General features: G+C 45.1%; 22 protein-coding genes and 1 tRNA gene. 16 read left to right on the forward strand and 7 right to left on the reverse strand.

The genetic code is table 11. The features are described from left to right. The first annotated feature begins 1 nt into the window (after position 1). The gene (locus V512_RS11790) at positions 2 to 538 is read left to right on the forward strand and encodes an NUDIX hydrolase (RefSeq protein ID WP_099830651.1); all 537 of its coding nucleotides are present in this window, start codon (positions 2 to 4) and stop codon (positions 536 to 538) included. Continuing rightward, the gene (gene gltX, locus V512_RS11795; protein WP_099830696.1) at positions 531 to 1,979 is read left to right on the forward strand and encodes a glutamate--tRNA ligase; all 1,449 of its coding nucleotides are present in this window, start codon (positions 531 to 533) and stop codon (positions 1,977 to 1,979) included. The genes V512_RS11790 and gltX overlap by 8 nt, the downstream gene beginning before the upstream one ends. 35 nt (positions 1,980 to 2,014) lie before the next feature. On the opposite strand, the gene V512_RS11800 is transcribed toward gltX, so the two are convergent. The 7 genes from V512_RS11800 to V512_RS11830 all read right to left on the reverse strand — a co-directional run bounded on the left by V512_RS11800 (position 2,015) and on the right by V512_RS11830 (position 10,325). Next, a complete protein-coding gene (locus tag V512_RS11800; protein ID WP_099830652.1) occupies positions 2,015 to 2,974 on the reverse strand; it encodes an ABC transporter permease in 960 nt (319 codons plus the stop codon). After that, the gene (locus tag V512_RS11805) at positions 2,971 to 4,026 is read right to left on the reverse strand and encodes an ABC transporter permease (protein WP_099830653.1); all 1,056 of its coding nucleotides are present in this window, start codon (positions 4,024 to 4,026) and stop codon (positions 2,971 to 2,973) included. Before V512_RS11805 ends, V512_RS11800 begins: the two co-directional genes overlap by 4 nt. Continuing rightward, entirely contained in the window at positions 4,023 to 5,564 is a 1,542-nt protein-coding gene (locus V512_RS11810) for an ABC transporter ATP-binding protein (protein WP_180977928.1), read from the reverse strand. The genes V512_RS11805 and V512_RS11810 overlap by 4 nt, the downstream gene beginning before the upstream one ends. Positions 5,565 to 5,704: 140 nt before the next feature. Next, a complete protein-coding gene (locus V512_RS11815; RefSeq protein WP_099830655.1) occupies positions 5,705 to 6,727 on the reverse strand; it encodes a BMP family ABC transporter substrate-binding protein in 1,023 nt (340 codons plus the stop codon). Further along, complete coding sequence (locus V512_RS11820) at positions 6,724 to 9,048, reverse strand: hypothetical protein (RefSeq protein WP_099830656.1); 2,325 nt, start codon at positions 9,046 to 9,048, stop codon at positions 6,724 to 6,726. Before V512_RS11820 ends, V512_RS11815 begins: the two co-directional genes overlap by 4 nt. Before the next feature lie 18 nt (positions 9,049 to 9,066). Next, entirely contained in the window at positions 9,067 to 9,672 is a 606-nt protein-coding gene (gene udk / locus V512_RS11825) for a uridine kinase (protein ID WP_099830657.1), read from the reverse strand. Continuing rightward, entirely contained in the window at positions 9,672 to 10,325 is a 654-nt protein-coding gene (locus V512_RS11830; RefSeq protein WP_099830658.1) for a redox-sensing transcriptional repressor Rex, read from the reverse strand. The genes udk and V512_RS11830 overlap by 1 nt, the downstream gene beginning before the upstream one ends. Positions 10,326 to 10,474: 149 nt before the next feature. Here V512_RS11830 and V512_RS11835 point away from each other — a divergent pair, with 149 nt between their 5' ends. The 14 genes from V512_RS11835 to V512_RS11900 all read left to right on the forward strand — a co-directional run bounded on the left by V512_RS11835 (position 10,475) and on the right by V512_RS11900 (position 22,845). Then, a complete protein-coding gene (locus tag V512_RS11835; RefSeq protein ID WP_099830659.1) occupies positions 10,475 to 10,810 on the forward strand; it encodes a hypothetical protein in 336 nt (111 codons plus the stop codon). Beyond that, positions 10,810 to 11,346: a DUF4416 family protein gene (locus tag V512_RS11840; RefSeq protein ID WP_099830660.1), complete on the forward strand. Its 537-nt coding sequence runs from the start codon at positions 10,810 to 10,812 to the stop codon at positions 11,344 to 11,346. The genes V512_RS11835 and V512_RS11840 overlap by 1 nt, the downstream gene beginning before the upstream one ends. Next, positions 11,343 to 12,644, forward strand: a complete 1,302-nt coding sequence (rimO, locus tag V512_RS11845; protein ID WP_099830661.1) for a 30S ribosomal protein S12 methylthiotransferase RimO — start codon at positions 11,343 to 11,345, stop codon at positions 12,642 to 12,644. The genes V512_RS11840 and rimO overlap by 4 nt, the downstream gene beginning before the upstream one ends. Next, the gene (gene pgsA / locus V512_RS11850; protein ID WP_099830697.1) at positions 12,631 to 13,170 is read left to right on the forward strand and encodes a CDP-diacylglycerol--glycerol-3-phosphate 3-phosphatidyltransferase; all 540 of its coding nucleotides are present in this window, start codon (positions 12,631 to 12,633) and stop codon (positions 13,168 to 13,170) included. The genes rimO and pgsA overlap by 14 nt, the downstream gene beginning before the upstream one ends. 1 nt (position 13,171) lies before the next feature. After that, on the forward strand, positions 13,172 to 13,744 hold the full coding sequence (gene thpR, locus V512_RS11855; protein WP_099830662.1) for an RNA 2',3'-cyclic phosphodiesterase: 573 nt from the start codon (positions 13,172 to 13,174) through the stop codon (positions 13,742 to 13,744). Further along, complete coding sequence (gene recA, locus V512_RS11860) at positions 13,728 to 14,777, forward strand: recombinase RecA (RefSeq protein WP_099830663.1); 1,050 nt, start codon at positions 13,728 to 13,730, stop codon at positions 14,775 to 14,777. The genes thpR and recA overlap by 17 nt, the downstream gene beginning before the upstream one ends. Then, positions 14,777 to 15,214 (forward strand): RecX family transcriptional regulator, encoded by a 438-nt coding sequence (locus tag V512_RS11865; RefSeq protein WP_099830698.1) that lies wholly within the window; start codon positions 14,777 to 14,779, stop codon positions 15,212 to 15,214. The genes recA and V512_RS11865 overlap by 1 nt, the downstream gene beginning before the upstream one ends. A 55-nt stretch (positions 15,215 to 15,269) precedes the next feature. Beyond that, on the forward strand, positions 15,270 to 16,805 hold the full coding sequence (gene rny / locus V512_RS11870) for a ribonuclease Y (protein ID WP_099830664.1): 1,536 nt from the start codon (positions 15,270 to 15,272) through the stop codon (positions 16,803 to 16,805). Positions 16,806 to 16,849: 44 nt separating this feature from the next. Next, positions 16,850 to 16,925: transfer RNA gene (locus tag V512_RS11875), tRNA-Thr, on the forward strand. 42 nt (positions 16,926 to 16,967) lie between these two features. Continuing rightward, positions 16,968 to 18,359: a tRNA lysidine(34) synthetase TilS gene (tilS, locus tag V512_RS11880; RefSeq protein WP_099830665.1), complete on the forward strand. Its 1,392-nt coding sequence runs from the start codon at positions 16,968 to 16,970 to the stop codon at positions 18,357 to 18,359. Positions 18,360 to 18,363: 4 nt separating this feature from the next. Beyond that, entirely contained in the window at positions 18,364 to 20,265 is a 1,902-nt protein-coding gene (gene ftsH, locus V512_RS11885; RefSeq protein WP_099830666.1) for an ATP-dependent zinc metalloprotease FtsH, read from the forward strand. Positions 20,266 to 20,278: 13 nt separating this feature from the next. Further along, positions 20,279 to 20,686, forward strand: a complete 408-nt coding sequence (locus V512_RS11890; protein WP_099830667.1) for a hypothetical protein — start codon at positions 20,279 to 20,281, stop codon at positions 20,684 to 20,686. Continuing rightward, positions 20,679 to 22,154, forward strand: a complete 1,476-nt coding sequence (locus tag V512_RS11895) for a radical SAM protein (RefSeq protein WP_099830668.1) — start codon at positions 20,679 to 20,681, stop codon at positions 22,152 to 22,154. The genes V512_RS11890 and V512_RS11895 overlap by 8 nt, the downstream gene beginning before the upstream one ends. Continuing rightward, the gene (locus V512_RS11900; RefSeq protein ID WP_099830669.1) at positions 22,126 to 22,845 is read left to right on the forward strand and encodes a response regulator transcription factor; all 720 of its coding nucleotides are present in this window, start codon (positions 22,126 to 22,128) and stop codon (positions 22,843 to 22,845) included. The genes V512_RS11895 and V512_RS11900 overlap by 29 nt, the downstream gene beginning before the upstream one ends. The last annotated feature ends 3 nt before the right edge of the window (positions 22,846 to 22,848 follow it).

Raw genomic sequence — 22,848 nt, forward strand, 5'->3', positions numbered from 1 at the left:
GATGGAGCATTCGATAAGAAAGGAGAAAATCTTTTCGGGCAGAATTCTTGATCTTGAAAGACACACCGTCTCAATCCAAGACGGTACTACGGCATTTAGAGAGGTTGTTCGTCATCCCGGTGCCGTTGCTGTCGTTCCATTCGTAGATGATAAATTGCTGCTCGTGAAGCAATACCGTTTCCCCGTTCAGAAGTTCATGCTCGAGATACCTGCCGGAAAGCTTGATGCCGGTGAGAACCCAGAAGACTGCGCCAGAAGAGAACTGCTGGAAGAGACGGGATATGTTACAAGATACTTACGCAAACTGACTACGATTGAGACTTCGCCGGGATTTTCCGATGAGATAATTCATATCTACCTTGCAGAGGTGGAAAGGGTTCAGGATCCCTGTCCCGATGAAGGAGAGTTTGTGGTGCCGATTCTGATCGACTCAAGAGAGGCGATCAGAATGATTGTTGACGGACAAATAACTGATAGCAAGAGTATTTCGGGGATTTTACTTGCTTTTGCTGGAAGGGAAAGTGATGATGATGATTAGAGTAAGGTTTGCGCCCAGCCCTACTGGATACCTTCATGTTGGTGGTGCCAGAACTGCGTTGTTCAATTACCTGTTTGCGAAGCATTACGGCGGCAAGCTCGTCCTTCGTATTGAAGATACCGACGTTTCAAGATCCACAAAGGAATTTGAGGAGCAACTCATGGAGTCACTTTTGTGGTTGGGGATCACCTGGGATGAAGGACCCGATGTGGGTGGGTCCTTTGGGCCCTATAGACAAAGTGAAAGAGGAGAAGTTTACAGCGAGATGGTATTCGATCTCCTTAAAAGGGGGCTAGCCTACAATGTCTATGCTTATCCTGAAGACATTGAAGCGCTTCACGATGAAATGCTTTCAAAAGGAAAGGCACCTCATTATTCTCAAGAGATGCTGGAGGTCTTCAACTCGCCAGAAAGGGTTTCGGAGTTCGAAGCCAAAGGACTTAATCCGGTTGTCTTCTTTAACATGCCACGCAAGGAGTACAGGCTTCCCGATAAAATCAAAGGCGAGGTTGTTTTCAAAGAGGGAGCAATTGGAGACTTTGTGATAATGCGGTCCAACGGTCAACCAATATATAATTTTGCGGTAGTTGCTGATGACATTTCTATGGAGATTTCTCACGTTTTACGAGGAGATGATCATCTATCTAATACCCTAAGGCAACTTGCTCTTTATGAAGCTTTTGGAGCACCAATACCATCTTTTGCACACTTGTCGATGATTCTTGGGCCAGATGGAAAGAAGTTGAGCAAAAGACATGGAGATACATCTGTAGAGCAATTCAGAGAGAAAGGCTTTTTGCCAGAATCTTTCTTCAATTTTCTTACTTTACTAGGGTGGTCACATCCTGATGGTAAGGAGATCTTACGACACGAGGAGATAATCGAAAGCTTTTCGATTGAGAGAGTGAATACGAGCGCTGCAATCTTCGATGAGACCAAGGCAAGATGGATGAACGGGGTCTACATTCGTGAATGCGATGTGGATAGGATAACCGATCTGACGATTCCGTTTATTGTGAGAGCAGGTCTAATGTCTTCAGAAGAAGTCATCGCCAATAGGAAGTGGTTGAGAAGGGCAATTGACTCCGTTCGAAAGGGAGTGGAAACCCTATTGGAAGTGCCGGAGAAAATGCATCTTTATTTCGAAGAGCCGGAAATCTCTACCTTCAACCCCTCTAGTGATATCGATAGGGGAATCTATAGGGCTCTTGAGGCCTTCAAAGACAGAATAGAGTATCTTGATGCATGGAACAACGATGAAATAGTCGGGACGATCAGAGCAGTTCTCAACGAATTCAAACCCGATAGAAAGGGGTTCTACATGTCCTTGAGGCATATTCTAACAGCGGCCGATGAAGGGCCAGAACTTGTTGATGTTATCTTTCTTCTCGGTAGAAACAAGACTTTGAACAGACTTCAACAGGCTCTGAGATTTGTGTAAAACAAGAGGTCCCGAAAGGCCTCTTGTTTTTGTAATCAGGATTCTTTTTCGTAAGGTATTCCCGAAGCAGCAGGTGATCGCGTCTTGCCAATAAAACCGCCCACCACTATCAGCGTGACAACAAATGGAATCATATTGAATAATGGTTTCACACCTGCCGATACCGACACAATTGAACTACTCTGTAACTGCAGGTTCATCGCTTCCGCCGCTCCAAACAGTATTGCAGCCCACATGGCCCCAACCGGATTCCAGTTTCCGAGGATCATAGCGGCAAGAGCAATAAATCCCCTTCCATGAATCATATTCTCAACGAATCTTCCCAGTTCACCGACCGAAAGAAAGGCCCCGGCAAGACTTGCGAAAACTCCACTCATTAGAACTCCGAAATATCTGATCTTGTAGACGCTTATTCCTAGAGTATCAGCAGCTTCAGGATTTTCTCCGACCGCTCTCATTTGAAGACCAAGAGGTGTTCTGTACAGTAAGAACCAGCTGGCAACAACCGCAATTACTGCGATATACGTAAAAGGACTCATAGAGCCAAAAATCTCGCCTATGAAAGGGATACCCTTCAACCAACCTGCGTCAAGGTATGGAACTCTTCCAATGAAATCGGTCTGGCCTTCGTTTCCAAAGATCGGAATCATCAGGAATGAAGTTGTTCCCTGAGCGATTATCACAAGAGCGGTAGCACTAACTATCTGATTAGCCGACCACCTAATACTTGCCCATGCGTGGAACCAGGTGAACCCCGTTCCTATGATGACGGCCATTAGTACACCGATCCAGGCGTTACCAGAAAGTAGGGTGAAGACGATCGAGGTAAAAGCTCCCATGAGCATAATACCTTCAAGAGCGATGTTCGTAACGCCGGTGACTTCGCTGTAAGTGCCTCCAAGAGCGGCGAATATTAAAGGAGTCGCAGAGAGCAAAGTGAGTTTATAGAATAGGGGGTTGACAAGTATTGCGAAGATCGCTTCGATCCAGCTCATATAGCAGTCACTCCTTTCTTTCGCTTCCACAGAATAAGAGTGGAGACAATTCTCTCAGCAGCCACAAGGAAGATTACTATCCCCTGAATGATCGATACGATGTCATTAGGGATTTGGGCTCTAATCTGCATCGCGTTGGAGCCTGTTCTTAAGGCTGCTATCAAAAGAGCCGCAAAAATTATTCCGATTGGGTGGTTTCTCCCAATTAACGCAATGGTGATACCGTCAAATCCTCTTCCTCCTGTGAGTTCGCCGACGAATCTATGAGGAGGTACTCCAATGAGGTCGACGATTCCTGCCATACCAGCAAGAGCACCACTAATTGCCATTGTGAGAATTATGCTCTTTCTAATACTAATACCGCCATACTCAGCCGCATGCTGGTTGAATCCTACGGCCTTTAACTTGTAACCGATGGTGGTCTTCTCTATCAGGATGTACATTATGATCGCTACAGCAATGGCAATGAAAATCCCAACGCTTAGTTCAGTAGCCTGAACTTTTAGTATTACCGGAAGCTTCGATGCTTCTGCAACTTCCGGACTCTTCGGAGTACCGGAGCCGACCGCCAAGGGTCCGGTCACCATATAGGAAGCAAGGTTAGCTGCAATCCAGTTGAGCATGATCGTTGAAATAACTTCATGCGCTCCAGTGAAAGCTTTCAGAAAACCAGCTATTGATGCCCAGAAGGCACCTGCGAGCATTCCGACTATAATTGAAAGAGGGATGGCAATAACCGAAGGAATTCCCCCGATATTCATGGCTACTATTGCACCTATTAGGGCACCCATCGTCATCTGGCCTTCAGCGCCTATGTTGAAGACTCCTGCTCTGAATCCGAACCCGACTGCGAGACCGGTTAGAATCAGGGGTGTCATCTTCATAATAGTATCTGCAAGTGCTTCCTGACTACCAAACGCGCCGTCAATCATTATGGAATATGCAGTAATTGGGTTCTTACCGATCATGATAATAATCACGGAAGCTATCAGGAGAGCTATCAAAACGGAGACGATCGGTACTAGTAATGCGTAGATCTTGCTGGTATTCATCCTTCATCACTCCGTTCCCTAACGACTTCGGCCTTTTTATGCCCTGCCATCATAAGTCCTATTTCCTCTCTGTCGACTTCATCTGGAGTAACTTCTCCCATAATCTCTCCTTCATAGAAGACAAGTATCCTGTCAGAGAGAGAAAAAATCTCATCGAGTTCCATTGAGATCAGAAGCATGGCAATGCCCTTGCCGCGCATCGAAATCAAAGTCTTATGAATAAACTCGATTGCTCCGATATCCAGACCTCTGGTGGGCTGAGAGACTACCACAACTTTCGGTTCTATCGGAACAACGCTCAGTTCTCGGCCCACGACTACCTTCTGTTGATTCCCGCCCGAGAGGTTGCCAGCGAGCATGTTTATGTTCTTTGGTCTCACATCGAAAGCATCTACTACGCCTCTTGAGAATTCCTTTACGTTTCTAAGGTTTATGAACCCCTCTTGAGAAAAGGGCTCTTCGTCTTGTTTACCAAGGATGAGGTTGTAATAGACTGGATACTGGGCTATCATTCCCCTTCTCAGTCTATTCTCAGGGATGTGTGTCAAACCAGCTTCTCTTATTTCAAGCGCCGTTTGATTAGTAAGATCAACGCCACTCAAGTATATGTTTCCTTTCTCAACTTTCCTAAGACCGGTGATCGCCTCGATAAGCTCTGTCTGACCGTTACCTGCTACGCCGGCGATTCCCACAATTTCCCCCTGACGAACCGAGAACGAGACACCATTGACCGTATCTAAGTTTCGATTATCCTTAACATGGAGATCTTTGACTTCTAGAACGGTTTCGCCGGCGCGTTTCTCTTCCTTTTCGACTCTTAGGAGAACTTCTCTTCCGACCATCATGTTTGCAAGTTGTCTGGGATTTGTGTCTTTGGTGTTCACCTTACCGGTTACTTTCCCGAGTCTCATAACTGTCACCCTATCGGTAATAGCCATGACTTCATTTAGCTTATGAGTGATGAAAATAATCGTCTTTCCATTATCTCTTAACACTCTAAGTATTTTGAAAAGCTCTTCGGTCTCCTGAGGGGTTAGAACGGCTGTCGGTTCATCGAAAACGAGAATCTCGGCACCCCTGAATAGGATCTTCAGAATCTCAACTCTTTGCTGCATACCAACTGGAATGTCTTCAATAAAAGCATCCACATCAACGGCTAGTCCGTACTTTTTAGACAAGTCCGTAACGATCTTACGCGACTTGTTAGTGTCCATGAACATTTTGAAGGGACCGTACTTCGGTTCTGAACCTAGAACTACGTTTTCAGCGACAGTCAGGTTATCCACCAACATGAAATGTTGGTGGACCATCCCGATTCCTATGTCAATAGCATCCTTTGGCCCGTTGATAACTGTTTTCTTACCATTTATGAAGATCTCTCCTTCGTCAGGAGTATAAAGCCCATACAACTGATTCATGAGAGTAGACTTTCCTGCTCCGTTCTCGCCCACAAGCGCATGTATTTCGCCTTTCCTAACAAAGAAATCCACATGATCATTAGCAACAACGGAAGGGAAGGTCTTCACAATTCCTTTCATAGCTACTGCGATACCTGAGAGATCGAGGCTTTCAACGTAGCTTTCTTCCACACGCTCACCTCCATCGTTCATGATACGAAAGATCGGGAGAGGTCGCTCTCCCGATCTTTGATATCACACGATTGTGTGAATTAATTCCATTACGGAAGGGTTATATCTGGAACAACGAACGCATCGAGCTTCTCTTGAGTATCAGGAACAATAAGCGTTCCGGCTTTTAGAAGACCCTTAAGGAACTCAACTTCGCCGAGAATAACCGGTCCAACAACATCCTTAGTGTAGGTCATCGGACTAATTCCAACACCTTCATCCTTTATTCCGAGTGTCTTTGCTCCGGGTTCGAAAGTTCCGAGAGCGATACTCATAACGGCTTGATAGGAAGCCATGTCAACTCTCTTGACAGAACTTGTTAGGACTCTTCCAGGAGCCATGTAATCCTGATCAACATCGACACCAACTGCAAAGAAACCTTCTCCCTTTTCTGCCGCAGCTTCAATGACACCATTTCCACACGCGCCAGCTGCATGGAAGACAATGTCGGCGCCTTCTGCGAACTGAGCGATGGCAAGGTCCTTACCCTTCTTAGGATCGTTGAAATCCATAGTGTATCCCTGAAGCATGCTTATCGTTTTTCCGTGTATCTCTTCGTAGACTCTTATTCCGGCCTCATAGCCGTAGCGGAATCTTTCAACTGGAGGAATTGGAAGACCTCCAACGAAGCCTACCATGTTGGTCTCTGTCATGGCCGCTACCACATAACCTACCAGGAAAGCTCCTTCTTGTTCTTTGAAGAGATACGTTGCTACATTATTCGGCATGTTCTCAACAGGGTCAATGTCTATGCCTACGAAGTAAGTATCCGGGAACTGAGGAGCAACCTTATACAGCGCATCGGCCATCATGAAGCCAACTGCGAAGATAATATCTGCTTCCTTTGCTGCGTTTGACAGATTAGGGATATAGTCGGACTGTTCCTTTGATTGTACGACTTCTCTGTCAATTCCCAGGAAGTCAGAGGCCTTGACAATTCCTTCCCAAGTTCCATCATTAAATGACTTGTCTCCGAGCCCCCCAACGTCAGTAATCATGATTACCTTCATTGCCATTACTGGGAGAGCAAACATGAGAATAAGTGAGAACACCAACAATAGTCTTAGTTTCATTCAACAACACTCCCTTTCTTATGAGATAGTAAGATCCATAGAACTGATAACACAATTATACCCGCAAAAACTACCAAAAACAAAATGTTTATCGAAGGTTCAATAGGCACACTCAGCATCGGAGAACCACCTTGGACAAAGAGATTTAGATCGCTCAGGCCCGGGAGCTGTATTAACAGGAATACTACAATTACTGCAAGGTGGATATAAGAGATAACAGGTTTCTTTACAACAAATAGCGTAATCGTCAGCAAAAAAAGAGCAACTACTAGCGCCGCAAACTCTGGAACTCTGTAGACTTTGACCGGGATTGGCGAGGGTTTGCTTTCTAGCAGCGGATCGATTCTTTGATGGTAATCGTCCAAAGCGATGGAAAGCTCAGGTCTTGATCCTAGAGTATCTTCAAGTGAAGTGGTGAAATCCTTTCTCATTGTTTGTCCAGCGTATTTGACAATTGTCTCTGAAGTGTCCAGCAATTTCGAAACGGCATTGGCGTAACCTTTACTATTTCTGTTGCTGTCTCTTATGAAGCTATTGATATCTTTTGTGAGGTCCTGCAACTCGGATGCATATACGGCCTGGTTCTCAATAGACAAATACTCACTAAAGGCCGGGGCCGTTACCCTCAATCTTCCGTTGGCGTCTATACTGTAGGTCAATCCTGCCTCGGATGAAAAAGAGTTCAGTTTGTTGGTGATGATTATCCTCAGGACTCTTTTCAGAGTGTTCAACTCGCTCGAAACAAGTGAGTTCAACTCTCTTGTCTGCAGGCTGATCATCGACTCAGGAGCAAGAAACACATCGCTCTTCAGAGTCGAATAGTAAACTGAATCGTAGAATCCATCGAAACTGTCCATTGAAAGCTCTGTTTGCTCGTTAAAAAGATTAAGGAATGGCAGAATGGCTATGAGAACAAGCATTAGCAGTTTCAAGAGCTGAACTCTGTTTCTCTTTCTCCTATTCATTAGCGAAGAAACGGTCAGAATGAACGCGAATGCAAAGGCGGGCAATGCCACTATTGAATGCAGAGAAAGATCGAAGATGCCAACAGCAATGTTACCAATGAAGAATATGTACAAGGTTTCAAGAATGATGATAGTACCTAACAGATACTTCTTGACAGAGTTGAAGAGAGTGAATCCCAGAACAACCAGCAATGCGTAGGCAACAATTCTCAACCACCAGAGATCGATTTTCTTTTCAACGCTTGAAACGAGGTTGGCTGAGAGCTCGTTCCTTATCCGACCCATTATGTTTGTTTGAATGGGTATGATCTTTCTCACTTCACTGGTGATGTCATTCTCGATTAGGCCGACCGGAGTGAATTGCTTAATCGAAAGCAGCTGGGCGCCCATCTGAATCTTTTCAAAGACTTGAGCCTTTATTTCTGGATTCTCATCAAGGACGTCCATTAGTTCTCGATACTCAGAGTCATCTGGTTCAGTGCCAAGCTCAAACCCTGCCAATTCTTTCGGTTTCACCGGGATCGACTCCGGGAAAAAGGGAGCATAATCAATCAGAGCCATAGATCTTAGAAGCCATAGCCGAAAGAGTTCTCTCCCAGATGCCATCATCTCAGGACCGGAAATCTGAGCTAGATCCATAGCAGTCTGAATTGCCAATCTGTTTACTTCTTCATCAACAAGTGTGTCCACTCGGTACTCTTTCGAACTCAAGGTCGAGATCGTAGAGTTAAGGGCTTCAAGTATCCTGGTATCTGAAAGACTCAGAATTTCTTGTTCCGACTCTGCAGGAGCGTCTACTGCAAGGTTGAAGGAAGAAAAAGAGTTTGTTATAGTCAGTTCCTCGGGAAACGCTTCAGGTTTGCTCTTCACGAGGCCAAGAGCGAATGCTATCCACTCCTTATAGACAGTCTCTGCCATGCTCCTGACTCTTGTCGTGTAGGAGTTGAAGACCTCAAGATATGCCGGCATCTCATTTAACGTATAGGTCTCAAAGGGTTTTCCTGAGATGTCTGTTAGAACCCATGCAAGAAAGGCGCTATAGGCTATCCTGTCGTCGTTATCGCGAAAGTCGTCAATGTCTGTGAAAGCTCCGAGATGCCTGGTCAGCAACCCGGCGATAGTCGTTGAACTCTCTTTCTTTTCAATGCTCCCAACCATCTGGAGTTTGTACATCCTGTAGATTGACAGATAATCAAGGTCCTGATTGAGCCTGACAACTTTGGGCAGCTGCGGCTCTTGGCTTACATAATCACTAATGTAATTCTCGAAATCCTCAATGATCACTTTCTGGCTAAAGGAAAAGGAAAGAATTGCGATTACCAGAAACACAATGACCGAGAGTATTCTATTTGGCACTCTACACCTCCAGCCCGATCACTTGTTCAACATGTTCTCAATGGCGTTGATTATGACATTAAGACCGGTAGTGTTCGCGGCCCCGTCAGGTAAAACTATATCACAAAAGTACTTCTGGGGTTCAATGAAACTTTCAAAAGACGGAGCGACAAACTTTCTATACTGTTCTATTATGCTGTCTACGGATCTACCTCGCTCTTTAGTATCACGTTCTATCCTTCTAATAAGCCTTTCATCTGCCGGCGCATCTATGTATATTGAGAAGTCGAAGAGATCCCTCATTTCCCTCTTGAACATTACCAGGAGCCCTTCGACGATAATCAGCGGTTTAGGCCTAAACTCTCTACAGATTCCTTCTTCTCGCCTGTACGTGACCATGCTATAGACTGGAACCATAATGCTTTTGTTCTGCTTAACGGATTTGAGGTGCTGTTCAAAGAGTTCAAAGTCAAAGGCTTTCGGAGAATCGAAATTGAACTCTCTCGGATCAGTTCCGGGATCCAGGTTTTTGTAGTAGTCATCCATCGAGAGAACAGCCGCTCTTTCGTTGAAGTGATTGAAGATTACGTTGGTTACGGACGTCTTTCCGGCCCCGCTTCCTCCGATTATTGAAACAAGAACCATTAAGCTCTTCTCCCTTTTCTGGAAGAACCGAATGTCATATTGAAAGCAAGTGATCTGAATGAGACAGAAATGTCAATTTCCTCATTGCTTATGCCAGGAGGCAGAGTAAGGCGGATTGGAGCGAAGTTGACAATCCCCTTGACACCCGCATCTGCCAATAAATCAGCGATGATTTGGGCCGCGTTCGCGGGAACAGTGATTACACCAATCTCTATTTGCCTTTTCTTCACAATTTCCTCTAACACTTCTGTTGATTCTATTACAAGATCGTTCGGCATTGGAATACCGATTTTGTTTGGATTGTTGTCGAAGAGCGCTTTTGCAATGAAACCGGAGTTCTCAAGTCCGGGGTAGTTGGCCAACGCCATACCGAGGTTTCCCATCCCCACTATACAGGTCTTCCACTTCTTCCTTATTCCAAGGATTTCGCTAATACTATCAAGAAGAAGCTTTGTACTATAACCGACACCCCTCTTTCCGAACTCTCCAAAATATGAAAGATCCTTTCTCACTTGACTGGCTTTAATCCCGAGCCTTTCTGCCAGATCATTTGAGGATACGCTTGCCACTCCTGAGATAACCATGTTTTCCAGGCACCTGTGGTATACGGCGAGTCTCTTTATAGTAGGTTTTGGGATTTTTGTGTTATCCATTGCTGATCAACCTCCCGGCAGGCGTATTTGTGAAAATTATATCACGATTATTTACATACATCTTTTGATGGCGCCACTCAAAAAATGTGCCATAGCAACGTGCTATAATTATCCGTAGAATATCCATAATTTCGACTGGAGCGCTTTTTATGGGAAAGAGAGCAAGACTTAATAGCCAGGTAGCATCGGTAGTACTGCTGATAATTTCTCTCTTCCTATTTGTAGAATCGCTTTACATTTTTAGATACATAAGAGAATCGCAGTCTACCGAATTTGAAGTCGGTTTTTTCGACCTCTCGTCTCGTCTCAGAATTCTTCTCGGTGATGAGGGGTATGTTCTTGAACCTGGTGAGCATTTGGTACTAAAGATAAGACGAAATGATAAATTGGTTGTTGAGCAAGATCTGCCCGGAAGGTATACGGTTAGGGGCGGAGGCGAGATGGTGAATGTGAGTATTCCACTGGCGGAAGTGAGTGTAAAGTGATGGGAAGCTATAGAGAAACGGAAATGGTCAATCTCGTTGTCTTCGCTTTCGGTTCATACATAGATTACAGGCTTCAGGAAATTCAACCTGTTCTTGAGAAGGAGTTTGGACCGGCAGACTATATATCGAAATCGCTGGATTTCGATAAATACACATCTTATTACAACGATGAGATGGGATTTGGTCTTAAAGGCAAGCTGCTTTCTTTTAAGAGGCTCGTACACCCTCAACAACTTTCCCTCATAAAGAGAATTACAAACGATATTGAAGAGAAATTCGGACTGGAAGGGAAGAGAAAAGTAAATCTAGATCCGGGCTATGTTCATCACGCTCAGTTTGTTCTCGCATCAACTAAGCATTGGGCGAATCGTATCTATATTGGAGACGGCATCTCTGCTGAGATAACTCTCATTTTCGTCAATGGTGCTTTTACACCACTTCCATACACTTATCCGAACTATCGGGATCGGGAGTATATTGAAGAACTCATGCGAATCAGGGAGCTGTACCTCTTCAAAAGAAAGGAAAGACTATGAAGTTTGGAGTTCTCTCTCTGGGATGCTCAAAGAATATTGCCGATATGGATAATTTCATGGGCATTATGAGAAGCAGGGGCCATGAGATAGTAAAAGATGCTTCGCGTGCGGATTTACTAGTTATAGACACCTGCGGGTTTATCGACGATGCAAAGAAGGAGAGCCTGGAAGAGATCTTCAGGGCCCTTTCCTACAAAGAGCACAATCCGAATCTAAGAGTACTTGCAGTCGGGTGCCTTGTTCAAAGATATTTCGAAGAATTGAAATCTGAGATCCGCGAAGTTGATGGGTTAGTTGGAGTCACAAGCCCGGCAACGCTCGCTGATCTTATCGAGAGAAATGAGGTATTCTTCATTGGTGAACCTGATGGAGTCTACGAGTACTCCACCAGAGTCGCTGAAAAATATAGTGCTTACGTGAAGATTGGAGACGGCTGCAACAGAAATTGTGCTTTCTGTTCAATTCCCAACTTCAAAGGTTTTGCGGCAAGTCGTACTTCAGAAAGCATAGTTAAAGAGACTCTTTCTTTGGTGCGACAAGGTGTGAAAGAGATCGTTCTAGTATCTCAGGACTGTACGCAATATGGTTTAGATCTGGATGAGGGAGTCACTCTTGCCGGACTTCTCGGTAAATTGAATGATCTTGAAGGAGATTTCTGGATACGGGTTCTTTATCTTCACCCCGATCATGTGGAAGATGAACTGATAGATTCGATTCTCTCGCTTTCAAAGGTAGTAGATTATTTCGATATACCTGTTCAGAGTGGTTCCGATGAGATCCTGAAGAGAATGGGCAGGTCAAAGAACTCTAGACAGTTACGCGATTTGCTCCTTGGAATCAGAGAAAAAGCACCTCATGCTGTGTTGAGAACGACAATAATGGTCGGATTCCCAGGTGAGAGTGAAGCTACATTCAACGAGACTGTCGATTTTGCAAGAAGTGTTAGGTTCGATAGACTCGGAGGTTTTGTCTACTCAAGAGAGGAAGGAACGCCAGCATTCGATAAGAAGCTTACTGTAAGCAAGAATGCAGCAAAGGAGATGCTTGAGCTTCTGCTTGACGAACAGGATCGGATTTCAGCGGAGCGCCTTTCAGACTTTAAAGGAAAGGTAGTTACTGTGTTGCTTGAGGAGAGCGGTGAAAGTTACACGCTGGGAAGAGCATATAACAGCGCTCCTGATGTTGATGGAGTGGTTGTTTTGAAGGGCCATAAGCAGGAAGGAGTTTTCTTGAAAGCCAGAATCACAGATACTTACGAGCATGACATGGAAGGTGTTGTTCTTGATGAACTTGCCTAACATTCTTACCCTGTCGAGAATGGTGCTCGCTTTACCTACCCTTCTATTGCTAATGAGTGGGAATGTCGTTGGTTACTACTTTTCATTCCTTGTCTTCGGAATTGCTTCACTTACAGATTTCTTTGACGGGAGAATAGCAAGAAAGCGTGGTCTCGTTACGGATCTGGGGAGGTTTCTAGATCAGATCTCTGACAAGATCCTTGTTACATCAGTCTTCCTGGGCTTCATGGCGATTTCGAGAGTCAGTCTCTGGTTCCTTTTCATACTGATCTTTAGAGACACGCTTGTCTCAGGGATAAGAATGGTTGCCTCGAGCAGGGGAAAAGTGATCGCGGCTGATGCTCTCGGAAAGGTTAAGACGTTCTCTCAAATGATTCTCTTGGTAATTCTCTACATGAATTTGCTATGGGATTTCCCCTCTCAAGCATTGGTGCTGTGGCTTGAGGTCTTCGTCGCAGGTGTCACGGCAGCGAGTGGAGCCAACTACCTGTTTAAGAATCTAGACATTTTCAAAGGGGGGGATTGACTTGCGCTCTTTTATCGCAGTTGATACAGGCGACAGGGTTTCCGCTATGATAGACAGTATCTCGGAAAGGCTTAGAAGGATGGGGTTCAAGGCATCATGGGTGCCGGGAGTAAACTCTCACGTTACTCTTGCATTTCTTGACAACATAGAGCCGGAAAGACTCTCTTTACTGGCATCGATGTTGTCGCGTAGACTGAGAGGGTTTCCTTCATTCACTCTGGAAACTGGAGGCATAGGTTACTTCAAACATAAGGACTTGCCAAAGGTTATTTGGGTAGGAATTGAAAGAAATCAGAGTCTCATTAATCTACAGAGAGAGACGCGAGTAGTTCTTGAAGCAATGAATCTGCCTGTTGAAGATAATTTTAGACCGCATTTGACTGTAGGCAGGATGAAATTCAGTCCGCCAATGTGGCGGAAATTCTTGAGTACACTTGATAGTGAACGAGTGATATTTCCTGTCGGAGAAGCCACAATATTCGAATCGATTCTCTCCAGGGAAGGAGCTAGGTACAGAAAGGTCTTCACATGCAGCTTTGAAGGAGGACTGATTGAACATGCTGTCGAAGGATAAGAAAAACGCACTTGATAGAGCAATAAAAGATATCGAGAAACAGTTTGGCAAGGGTTCGGTAATGCTTATGGGAGATAAAGAAGATCAGAAGAGTATAGAAGTGATCTCAACCGGCTCACTTGCTGTCGACATTGCCCTTACAGTGGGGGGTTATCCAAGGGGCAGAGTAGTTGAGGTTTACGGTGCTGAATCGAGCGGAAAGACGACAATTGCCTTGCATGCTATTGCAGAAGTTCAGAGGCGGGGTGGGATAGCTGCCTTCATCGATGCAGAGCACGCTCTCGATATCCATTATGCGCAGAATCTTGGGGTGGATGTTGACAATCTCTTGATATCTCAGCCTGATTACGGAGAACAGGCTCTGGACATTGTTGATGGCCTAATCAGGTCTAGTGCGGTCGATCTAATTGTAGTGGACTCTGTTGCAGCTTTAGTGCCTCGCACCGAGATTGAGGGGGCGATGGGCGAACTGCAGGTTGGTCTTCAGGCTCGGCTTATGTCACAGGCACTAAGGAAGATTTCTGGGAACGTAAGTAGATCGAAGTGCATCGTGATTTTCATTAACCAAACAAGAATGAAAATCGGGGTAGTCTACGGTAATCCTGAAACAACAACCGGGGGTGTCGCACTGAAATTCTATGCTTCGGTAAGACTTGAGGTTAGGAGGGGCAGTGCTATAAGAGAAGGGAACACAGTTCTTGGAAACGAGACAACCATTAAAGTTGTGAAGAACAAAGTTGCCCCGCCATTTCGAGAAGCCAAGGTTGACATAATTTACGGGCAAGGGATCGAGCATGCAAACGAGCTATTCAATCTTGCGGTTTCTGAGAACATGATAGATAGAAAGGGAGCATGGTACGCTTACATGACCCCTGATAATAGTGAAGTAAGCCTTGGGCAGGGCAAGGCTAATGGAGTAGAATTCTTGAAGGAAAACCCTGAGCTGATGCTCGAGATTGAAAACAGGCTAAGGACGAAGTTTGGTTTGCCGCTCCTGGAAGTCAAGAAAGAGGAGAAGGAAGACGACAAGTGATGGGTTCAGATCCAATGAAAGATGCTTTGAGATATTTGAAATACAGGTTGAGGTCAAGAAGGGAAATCGAAGTACAGCTCTTCAAGAAGGGGTATTCTGAGAAGGAGATCAAAGAGGTCATTGAAAAGCTGGAAGAGCAGGGCTTAGTTAACGACGGCATTTTCGCCAGACTCTATGTAAGCGACGGACTGAATGTGCATTACAAAGGCCCGTTCAGGCTTCGACAGGAGCTACTTGGGTTAGGAATCTCAGAAGAGGTAATTGACGATACAATTAAATTAGAACTGGACAGTTGCGACTTGAAAGAGATTGGAAAAAGAGCTGCAGGCAACACAGAATTGACTGATCCTGATAAGATAAGAAGAAAACTCTACAGAAGAGGGTTTTCCTCTTCGATAATCGATGAGATTATTGAGGAGATCAAAGAGAAATCATGAAGGGAGGGAGCTGGTTTCCTCGAAGGCTAGGTGAAAGGACCAGCGATGAGAAACTATGATGCTACTGATTGGTATAATAGCCGGCCTGGCAGCGGGTATTGCGCTGGCTTATTTTATACTCACCCCTTTGGCTGTGAAGAAGGCAAAGGATGAGCTTGAGCTTCAACTGAAATCCGCAAAACAGGATTCAGAGTCGATAATCAAGAGGGCTCAGGAAGAGGCGGATCATCTTAAGAAGAAGGCACTCTTAGAAGGCCGTGAAGAACTCCACAGGCTTCGTGAGGAGCAAGAGAAGGATTTCAAGAGAGATCGAGAAGAACTGAAGCAATGGGAAGAAAGGATTTCCAGAAGAGAAGATAACATCGATAAAAAGGAAGAAGCTATTGAGAGGACTCGACAACAGTTGGATATCGAAAGGGCTCGTGTTGAAGAGATGAAAGAAGAAGCAGAGAAGAAACTGTTCAGCCTTGCCGACCTTTCGATGGAGGATGCCAGAGAGATAGTCCTGAGGAGAGCTGAAGAAATCTACGAACATGATCTTGCTCAGAAGCTTAAGGAGATGAAAGATCACTACGACGAAGAAGGCAATCGATACGCGAAATGGGTAATCGTCAACTCAGTCCAGCGCTATGCGGCAGATTATACGGGCGATATAACTGTAAGCGCGGTAAGCCTTCCTTCCGATGAGATGAAGGGAAGGATCATAGGCAGAGAGGGAAGGAATATCAGAGCATTTGAGAAGTTGACCGGTTCGGATCTCGTGATCGATGATACACCTGAAGTTGTTGTGGTATCCTGTTTCAATCCTCTTAGGAGGGCGATCGCAAAGATGACACTGGATAGGCTCGTTGAAGATGGAAGAATTCATCCTGCCAGGATTGAGGAAATGTACGAAAAGTCAAAAAAAGAGATCTACAGTGAAATAAAAGAAGCGGGTCAGGAAGCTTTGATGAAAGTAGGTATTCCCTCGATGCACCCAGAGCTTGTCAAACTACTAGGAAGGCTTAAGTTCAGGACGAGTTACGGTCAGAACGTATTGCAGCACTCTGTTGAAGTTGCACATCTTGCAGCTCTAATGGCTTCCGAATTGGGTTTGAACATTGACAAAGCGAAAAGGGGGGCGATCCTTCACGATATTGGAAAGGCAATTGATCACGAAGTTGAGGGATCTCATGCGATTATTGGGGGAGAGATTGCCAAGAGGTACGGGGAAAAGGTTCAGGTTGTCAATATGATACAGTATCACCATGGTGAGACGGAGGCTTTGACCCCTGAAGCGGTTCTTGTGGCCGCTGCAGATGCTGTATCTGCTTCAAGGCCAGGAGCTAGAAGAGAGTCGCTTGATATGTATATTAAACGACTTGAAAACCTGGAGAACATTGCGACCGGATTCAAGCATATAGAAAAGGCCTACGCAATTCAGGCAGGGAGAGAGATTCGGGTAATTGTAGAGCCAGAAAAGGTTGATGATCTGCTGGCCGAGAAAATGGCCGTAGATATTGCCAAGAAAATTGAAGAGGAACTCGAATATCCCGGTGTTATTAAGGTGACTGTTATAAGGGAACGAAGAAGCGTCTCTTATGCGTCATGACAGATTGACATAGGAAAAGCGGTGATATAGAATTGGAACCAGGTGCCAACGTAGCTCAACCGGTAGAGCGGCTCATTCGTAATGAGCAGGTTGGGGGTTCAAGTCCCTTCGTTGGCTCCAGATGCGCCCCTTACGGGCGCATTATTATTGGTGGTGGTGCAAATGAGTGATTTCGAGAAGGAAGTCCTCGAATTCATCAAGAAATGGGACCTAATAGAAAGTGGTCAGAAAATTCTTGTAGCAGTTTCTGGAGGGAAGGACTCAATGTGTCTTCTCAATGTTCTGATAAATCTTAAATCGGAGCTGGGAATAGACCTCTTTGCCGCAAATCTCGACCATGGTCTTCGAAGGAAGGGACCCGTCGAGGAAGCAGGTATGATTGGCGATTTCTGTCGGGCGCGGTCGGTACCCTTCTTTCACGAAAGACGAGATGTTAATGAGCTTTTGAAAAAGAGGCGCGGTTTGTCGATAGAGTCTGCGGCGAGGGAAGTAAGATATTGTTTTCTGAGAGAAGTTAAGATGTCTATCGGTGCAGATTTAATCGCCGTAGGGCATAATCGAGACGATCTTGTAGAAAATATCCTGCTAAGAATCGTGAAGGGAACTGGCATGAAAGGTGTGATTGGACTGCGCCCGTTAGGTGGCGATTTGATAAGACCTCTGCTATTCAGCGATATGCAACGTATTATAGATTATGTTACAATTAACAGGGTTACATTTATGGAGGATGAAACCAACTCTGAGGATGATTTTGAGCGCAATTACGTTCGTCTGAGAATCATTCCGGAGCTTAGAAAGATAAACTCAGCACTTAATGAGGCCGTGTGGCGGTTCTTTGAAAACATCAATGATGGATATGCACTGATCCATGAAAGGGTTGAAGAGGTTCTGGAGCAGATCGAATTCGCAGACGGTGTTTTTTTTGTGGAGGCCTTGAAGCTTAAAGAAGTTGAAAGGGCCGTTTTGTTGGAGATGGTGAGAGAGATCGTTTCTATTCTTAGTTCTGACAAGTATCCACCCTCCAGAGAGCGAGTTGTTGCCTTTTTCGATCTCCTGATTTCTAGTAGAGGAGGGTGGACTGTTGAGTTTAGAGAAGATATCAAGGCCTCGAAGATCGGCAGATATGTCTTCTTCTACGGGGGAGAACTTAGATTCAAGCGGATCGAAAGGCAAAGTATAGACTCTCTCCCTTTCAGCCGTGAACTAGAAGGATGGAAGATTTCCCTGGAATGCAACGAAGAGGTTCCGGAAGCGATGATCGAAAGATTGGACGGTGCCTTTAATAGCATATGTTCGGGTGATAAGCTCTCCTTCCCTTTGAGCTTGCGGCCGATGGATGAAAGAGACAAGATCATCCCGTTTGGAATGTCAAGAAATAAGAAAGTTATCGATGTAGTTACAGAGAAAGGTTTGAAGGGCTTCTCAAGCAGAATTATGGTTCTTGAAAACGCTTTTGGAGATATCCTCTGGATTCCAGGTGTTGTCACGAGCGAGCTTTGCAGAGTTTGCCCCTCCAGTCTCGACAGCGTAGTTTTTTGCCTTGAAAGGAGGTAGTTCTGTGGATCAAAAGCCCAGGATTGGAATGATTCTCTTCTATGTTGTTTTGGGCATATTCCTGCTAATTGCACTCAGGGGCCTATATCCAACTGAGACAAGTGTTGTAGTTCCCTACACTAAGTTCCTGGATGACTTTAATAATATTATTGATATAGTTGTTTACGATAATGGAAAAGTCGTGTACATAACAGGAGATAACCCCAGAAGATCACTTGAGACGTATGTCCCCTCTCAGACTCTTATGACTCAAACTTTTCAGAATCACATAGACCGATTGGCGGAGAGAGGAGTAAACATCACATTCGAAAGAGGAAGCGATTCTCTCTTCTGGGTGAATCTTCTTGGAACTATGATTCCTCTCGCAATAATCGTGTTCATCTGGTTCTTCTTGATGAGATCTATGTCTGGCCGCAATTCACAGGCCTTCACATTCACTAAGAGTCCGGCAAAGAAATATGTCAACACTGACAAACACGTGACTTTCAAGGATGTTGCGGGAGTTGAGGAGGCCCAGCAGGAGCTAGCCGACATTGTCAGTTATTTGAAGGATCCCTCGGTGTTCACAGAAACAGGGGCAAGAATGCCCAAAGGTATATTATTGGTGGGTCCTCCGGGAACGGGGAAGACGCTCCTTGCAAGAGCTGTGGCGGGAGAAGCTGGGGTTCCCTTCTTCTTCATAAGCGGATCGGACTTCGTCGAACTCTTCGTTGGAGTTGGAGCGGCAAGAGTTAGGGATCTTTTCACTCAGGCTAAGTCTTCAGCGCCTGCGATTCTGTTCATTGATGAAATTGACGCCGTGGGTAGACACAGAGGAGCAGGACTCGGGGGCGGCCATGACGAGAGAGAGCAGACGTTGAACCAGATTCTTGTCGAAATGGACGGATTTGATGCCAGGACCGGAGTTGTAGTTATTGCGGCCACGAACAGACCAGATATTCTGGACAAAGCTTTGCTGCGCCCAGGTAGATTTGACAAGAAAATCTCAGTTGATCCGCCAGATCTGAAAGGAAGAACAGAGATCCTGAAGATACACATGCGAGGTAAACCTATAGACCCTGAAGTTGATGTCCAGCTGCTTGCCAGGAGAACTCCAGGGTTTGTTGGAGCTGACTTGGAGAATCTGATCAATGAAGCGGCAATTCTCTCTGCTAGAAAGAAGAAAAAGATGATTGGAATGGTTGAACTTGAGGAAGCTATTGATAGAGTTCTTGCGGGACCGGCTAAGAGATCTCGGAGAATAAACGATCGTGAGAAGAAGATACTTGCCTATCACGAACTAGGACATGCCGTAGTAGGTTTGATTCTTCCAAAAGCCTTCCCTGTGCACAAGGTTACAATAATTCCTCGCGGCACTTCGATTCTCGGCTTCACGGAAAGCCTGCCACTAGAGGACAGGTATCTAATAACTAAGTCTGAGCTGTTAGACAATATGGCTCAGGCCCTAGGAGGAAGAGCGGCGGAAGATCTGGTATTTGGCGAGATTACCACTGGTGCTGCAAGCGATTTGGAAAGAGCAAGTGCGATGGCCCGGAGTATGGTCACTCAGTTTGGAATGAGTGAGAGATTGGGACCAATCGCTTGGGGCAAAGAGGAAGAGGAAGTATTTCTCGGAAGAGAGCTCACAAGGATGAAGAACTATTCTGAAGAAATTGCCAGTGAGATAGATTCAGAGGTTAAGACAATAGTTCTGACGTGTTATGAAAGGGCGAAGAGAGTTCTTTCGGATTACAGGAAGAAACTGGATGAAGCGGCCGACTATCTTCTTCAGAAGGAGACGATTTCCGGCAAAGAACTGGCCGAAATCCTGGGACTTGAAACCGGCAACTATTATAGAGATGATATTGAGACTGTAGAGATTGCTCCTGGGGCGACAGCAAGCGATCCCGAGATCACAAAGGAGTAGAGGTGAAAGCGAAATGTTGAATTTCGAGCGGCTGAAGTCGCTACAGGGTAAGACTTTCACGCTAGCAGTTACTCCATCGGATGTTTCGCTTAGGTGGTCGGAACGGTATGACTTTGAACTATTGAACCTGCTGTCGACTAGTGGTTTGATGAAGATTATCCATAACTGCGGCCATTCACTGATCTCCGATTTTGAGTCAGAATCGTTGATTTCAGTGGTTTCCGAGACCTTTGTCAGGCATCATTCTCCGATATTGATGGAAAGAGAGATGGTTGTCAACATAAAGATCGAATCTGTCTCCGACAATGCTGAAGTCTGCTTTTCGGGGTCAGTTACTCAGCTTGGTTCTGAAGCTGGTTCTTTTGAGTTTTCGCGTAAATTCATATCTGCTGATTTTCTCAGGAGAGCCTTTAGTGCGTAAACCGAGAGACAAAAGAAGCTGGAGTGAGTATGAGCAAGTCTCTAGTTTGAAATTCAGAGAGCGGTTTGTTAGTGAAGTAAGTGGATTTGGCGATGTTAGGGTAGCGCTTATTTACCCAAATTCGTACGAAGTAGGAAGTGCAAGTCTGTCTACGCACGTTTTGCTGAGAAAGCTTAACGAATTAGGCAGCGTGAGGGCAGAGAGGTTCTTTTACAATAAGGACTTTTTGAAGTATTATTCTTTTGATTCACTCACGCCCCTAGACGAGTTCAAGATTTGGGCTTTTTCTGTTCACTTTGAGCTTGATTTAATGAACGTCTTTGACATTCTTAATAAGTTCTCTGTTCCACTTAGAAAAGAGGAGAGAAATGAGTTTCACCCGGTGATCATTGCTGGTGGAGCCATGACTTACTTCAATGATAACCTCCTCACAGAAGTTGCCGATGTGGTTCACAGGGGAGACTTAAGTGAGGAGTTCCTTGATGGTCTATCCGCTGTTGACCACTGGATGCACAGAAAGGAGATAATTGCTTCTCTAGAGACGGAACATGTGACTCCTTTCTTTTCTGATGTTCTTGGTGAGAGTGTATTTATCAGTCCCGATTCAGTATTTGGAGACCGGTACCTAATTGAGGTAGGCAGAGGATGCTTTAGAAAGTGCAGGTTTTGTGTGGCTGGTCACAGATACGGAAGACCAAGATTCAGAAAGTCTGATGAGGTATTTGACCTGATGGATTCTGTAGCTGACTTCACGAATAGATTTGGACTTGTGGCAGCAACCGTTACTGACTATCCGGGCATCGATGAAGTAGCCGAACACTGTATTGAGAAAGGGTACGAATTATCAGTTTCTTCTCTTAGGCTCGATTCCGTTTCGGATACTCTAATGAAGTCACTCAGATTGTCCAATCAGAGTATTTTCACTATTGCCCCAGAAGGTGGAAGCCAGAGAATGAGAGATGCCTTTGCTAAAGGAATAAGCAGAGGAGATATCCTCAGCGCTTTGGAGCTAGGCAGAAAGCACGGTTTCCGTAGAGTGAAGATGTACTACATCTATGGAGCCGTCTTTGAAAGGCGTGAGGATAGACAAGAGATAGCCGAGATGGCGTTACAGGCTTCAAGCATGGGTTATACAAGTGTGGTTCTTAGTTTGAACCCTTTGATTCCGAAACCGGGTACTCCATTTGAAGAGATGCCGATGGAGTCTCTAAGCGGACTGAGAAAGTACGAGAAGGAGATCAGATCGGAGTTGTTGGTTGAGGGCGTAAAGCTTGACTTCGAGAGTTTGAAGGAATCTCAAGTTCAGTTTGCTCTTGCGAATATCGATAAGAGTCATTCCCGGGAGCTATTGGCACACGTGGAGCGTGGAGTTGATCCAACACCTATTCTGAAAAAATATGCAGAGGAAGTGAATTCGAAACGGAAGGAGTGGAAGAAGCATGGCAAAGAAGAGTATTCTGGTTGTTGACGATGAGCCTTCGATCGTGGAACTCCTTACTTTTAACTTGAAAAAGGAGGGCTATGACGTCCTGAAAGCATATGATGCTGAAGAAGCGCTTAAGATCGCCGAGGACAATGAAACTGATATGTTCATCGTTGATATTATGCTTCCAGGAATGGATGGGTTCGAACTGGTCAGAAACCTGAGAGCAACCGAAAAGTTCAGACAGACACCTGTTATATTCTTGAGTGCTAAGAGCGAAGAATTCGACAAGGTATTGGGACTCGAGCTCGGAGCAGACGACTATATTACCAAGCCTTTCAGCGTGCGAGAAGTTCTGGCTAGAATAAGAGCGGTTTTCAGAAGGATTCAACAGAGCGCACAGGCAAAAGAAGAAAGGCCAAAGAAGATACTTGCGAAAGACCTAGAGATCGATACCGAGAAATACGAAGTAAGGGTAAAAAACCGAATGGTCAGCCTTACTCCTCTGGAATTTGAACTTCTAAGATTCCTGGCAGAAAATGAGGGCAAAGTCTTCAGTAGAGACGTTCTCTTGGACAAGCTGTGGGGATATGATTACTACGGTGACACAAGAACAGTTGATGTCCATATTAGACGGCTAAGAACTAAGATCGAAGAAGATGCCTCTAATCCAAAGTACATAATCACCGTTAGGGGTAAAGGTTACAAGTTCAGAGATCCTGGAAAGGAAGATTGATCC

Source organism: Mesotoga sp. Brook.08.105.5.1 (genome assembly GCF_002752635.1).
Lineage (GTDB): Bacteria > Thermotogota > Thermotogae > Petrotogales > Kosmotogaceae > Mesotoga.